Below are 2,898 nucleotides of genomic sequence, written 5' to 3'. Positions count from 1 at the left end.
TTGTTCTCGGCGACAAGGAAAAACTATACACAGGTTTTGGGGGTCCTGCAAATCGGGTGGGTGGTTTTTGACGGTGACCGTGCACACTTAATTCCTGAACTGCTGATTCGACTCTTTCCATGTGCCCAATCGCTGGCAATTATTACCGAGCTAGGGCTGAGCGCGGAAACATTATTTCGCAGCTGCACAGAGCATCAGCGCCTGTACTAGCGAGTTTATTGAACCCTTGAGAAGCGTACGCATATACGCGAACCCAATGAATTGTGCCCACATCAGCCGATTAGACGATGCGGGCGCATGCGTGCGTCTGAGCAAGGCACAAGAAGAGAACGCACATGGCGAAACGATGCATCTGGAGGTTCCATGCGCGTGACGGCCAAGGCGGCATCAGCGAAATGACTACCTAGAGCAGTCGGCATTGATGCCGGCCCAATACAGGTCTTGCAGTGCTACGTAAGCACCACCCTCGGCTACGGTGAATAGCAGCGATATTTCGATCGCTGCCACTCCACTTGATGATCTACCGAATACAGGATGAAGTCTATGAAGTTCACGGCGTTGGAACGCTATTGCCACCTCACTGGGCAATCGTATGGCGAGGTGACTCCCGAAGAACAGCAGAGCGATTATCAAGCCGGGGTAACTGAGCTTGACGGACAGCGGTGGCGGATCAGGACCGCAAGGATCACGCCAACAAAGCCAGGTGGGTTCGTAGCCATATGGCATCGGGACGAAACTGGGACTACTGCCCCCTACGAATCCGAAGAGGGACTGCGCGGAGTTATGGTCTTTATCGAGGAAGCCGGCTGTTTCGGCGTCTTCCGCTTTACTCAACAGCACCTCGAGGAGCTGGGCGTCTTCGCCTCAGCATCGGCTCCAGGCAAGCGCGGTTTCCGCGTCTATCCATCATGGACGGCTGGCCTTAAGGGGCAAGCGAAGAAAAGCCAGAATAGTCAGCTGCCTGCGTTCACGTTGCTCGCAGACTAACTTGTCCCGCTCAGACGCCTACTGCAACTCCATGCGCCGGAACCTGAGTTCTCGTTGCGCACCACGCAAAGGTGAACCTTCAAAAGGCAACTCGCTGAGATCCGCAGTCAATGCGGCTTTCAATGCCAACTGGTTCGCTGACTGCGTGGCCCGGTCAGCCAAGCCGAGCACCCTTGCAAGCTCCGCCCAGTGCTTCTTCTTCAGATTCTTAGCCTTGCCGGCAACAGTCAAAGCCATGGTGTCATCGCCGTAGACCAGGGTGCATGGGATGTCGTAGATGGGCGCTACATTAAACCGTCCATGCAAGTCCGCCAGAATCGAGACGTTCTTTCCATGCAAGTCGCCGTTGCCAGTTAGCCACGCAAAGACGAACTGCATGTATAGATTGCGCCTGGCGAGCACCGGAGCCTGGCACTGCAGCGCTAAGGCTTCAATAGCTTGTTCCGTGCTCACTGCATACTTGCTTGCCGGCGGAAGGTTCAATACCTGCATGGCATCTTCCAACGCCAAACGCGTGGGACTATCCGCCCCCTCGACACCCTCGCGATCGAACCTCTCGACCAGCAGCCCCGGACTCCCAGTGGAATCCAGTACTAGCCGATTGTTTGCGACCGGAAGTTTGAGCAATCGCGCTGCTTTCAGATGCTGCGCCTCATTAACGACCAAATGCGGATGATCCCGGGGATGAAGCTTGAGCAGATAGGCGCTGTTCTTGAACTCCACTGGTGTTGTCAGCATGGTTGCGCTGATCTTGTCTTGCACGCCGGGGATCGAGTGGCGGTCCAAGGTGCGCGCGAGGACCGAGAAGTCGAGTTCGGCCGTGCTGCTGAATTCAGCAACCACGGGGATTTGCTCCAGTGCTGATCCTTCAGGAACAACGCGTACATTGCCTGGAGTATCGGCGCCCACTGCCATCAGCAGAGTCAACTCGTCAGAGATGCTGGTCTTAGTTGCGTCCTTGAGAACGGTCAGGCGATGGCCTTCGGGCAATAGTCCCGAGAAGAACGATGGCAACGCGCCCCCAGGCCCAACGTATGCCTCCGGGGAAGCTGGCAAAGATGTCGCAATGCCCGCGCCACCATGTGCAAGGTAGTCCTTGTTATAGCTGAAGGCCACGCTTCCGTCGGACTGTCTGGCTAGAGTGCCGGCGAGGTTTTCGTTGCAGTAGACGTCAGCCTTGGTAACAAGCTTGAGCTCTTGGAGTTGCGGCTTCATTTGGCCACGAGAATTCGAAGGCCGAGTACATTCGCGACGGAGAGCACCGCTTCAATGGAGGGGTTTCCCGCCCCTCGTTCTATGGAGCGCAGCGTACGTTCGGAGATGCCAGCTAATTCAGCCAGCTGTTCCTGCGTCAGGCCATTCTGTTTTCTAACGCGCTGCAATTCGGCCCCTAGCTCAGTCACTGAATTCATGTAGGATCCTCTTCCGGCAGCATTTCGCCGATTGGCGACATTCTGCTCACTATCATTCAGCATGGAGCAAGAATCGGCAACAAGTTACCGAAATGATAGCCAGGTGCAAGCAATCGATTGTCAGAGGCATCAAAAGGCAGGATCTTGCCGATTGGCGGACCCGAACCCATCGGATAAAGCACCTGCAACGGAGCGGGCGTTCTCTCCCGTAGTGAGCCGCGGAGGTCCAGGGCCACGCCGTCTGCTTAGTCGCTTCAAGCGCGTCCGACATCGGGACACAGCTTAGCCATGGCTGCATTCACAACCCCATGCCTGCCTGGTCGTTCCTTGAGCGGTCTGCGCTAGCGGCCAGCACTCAAGCTCGTTAAAGCAGAAGGGGAGGAGGAACCAAGCAGCACCAGCTGCCCAATTCCCCCTCCCCTTCTCGTTAAACAGGTGAGGCCCCGGCACCAAACGGTACCAGGGCCTCAAACCATCTACTCAAGTTAAGTCCGGCGGT

4 protein-coding genes are annotated in these 2,898 nt (G+C 56.3%); 2 read left to right on the top strand and 2 right to left on the bottom strand.

Translation table 11 applies throughout. The features are described 5' to 3' along the window. The coding region (locus tag ACIP6G_RS18215; protein ID WP_365946718.1) for a hypothetical protein at positions 1-210 on the top strand (210 nt) is incomplete at its 5' end. 333 nt (positions 211-543) lie between these two features. Continuing rightward, positions 544-987 carry a MepB family protein gene (locus ACIP6G_RS18210; protein ID WP_038993720.1) on the top strand — a complete coding sequence of 148 codons (444 nt, stop codon included), beginning with the start codon at positions 544-546 and terminating at the stop codon, positions 985-987. A gap of 18 nt (positions 988-1,005) precedes the next feature. Here the strand turns inward: ACIP6G_RS18210 and ACIP6G_RS18205 are convergent, their stop codons facing one another. After that, positions 1,006-2,202, bottom strand: coding sequence for a HipA domain-containing protein (locus ACIP6G_RS18205; protein ID WP_365946717.1), 1,197 nt, complete (start codon positions 2,200-2,202; stop codon positions 1,006-1,008). Beyond that, a complete protein-coding gene (locus tag ACIP6G_RS18200) occupies positions 2,199-2,399 on the bottom strand; it encodes a helix-turn-helix transcriptional regulator (protein WP_365946716.1) in 201 nt (66 codons plus the stop codon). Before ACIP6G_RS18200 ends, ACIP6G_RS18205 begins: the two co-directional genes overlap by 4 nt. Between the last annotated feature and the right edge of the window lie 499 nt (positions 2,400-2,898).

Source organism: Glutamicibacter sp. NPDC088483 (assembly GCF_044753145.1).
Classification (GTDB): Bacteria; Actinomycetota; Actinomycetes; order Actinomycetales; family Micrococcaceae; genus Glutamicibacter.
This window is presented reverse-complemented; position numbering and strand designations above follow the sequence as displayed.

What these genes read in the sequence shown, in the direction of transcription:
- ACIP6G_RS18200 (WP_365946716.1), bottom strand. Translation starts at nt 2,399, where the DNA reads ATGAATTCAGTGACTGAGCTAGGGGCCGAATTGCAGCGCGTTAGAAAA.
- ACIP6G_RS18205 (WP_365946717.1), bottom strand. Translation starts at nt 2,202, where the DNA reads ATGAAGCCGCAACTCCAAGAGCTCAAGCTTGTTACCAAGGCTGACGTC.
- ACIP6G_RS18210 (WP_038993720.1), top strand. Translation starts at nt 544, where the DNA reads ATGAAGTTCACGGCGTTGGAACGCTATTGCCACCTCACTGGGCAATCG.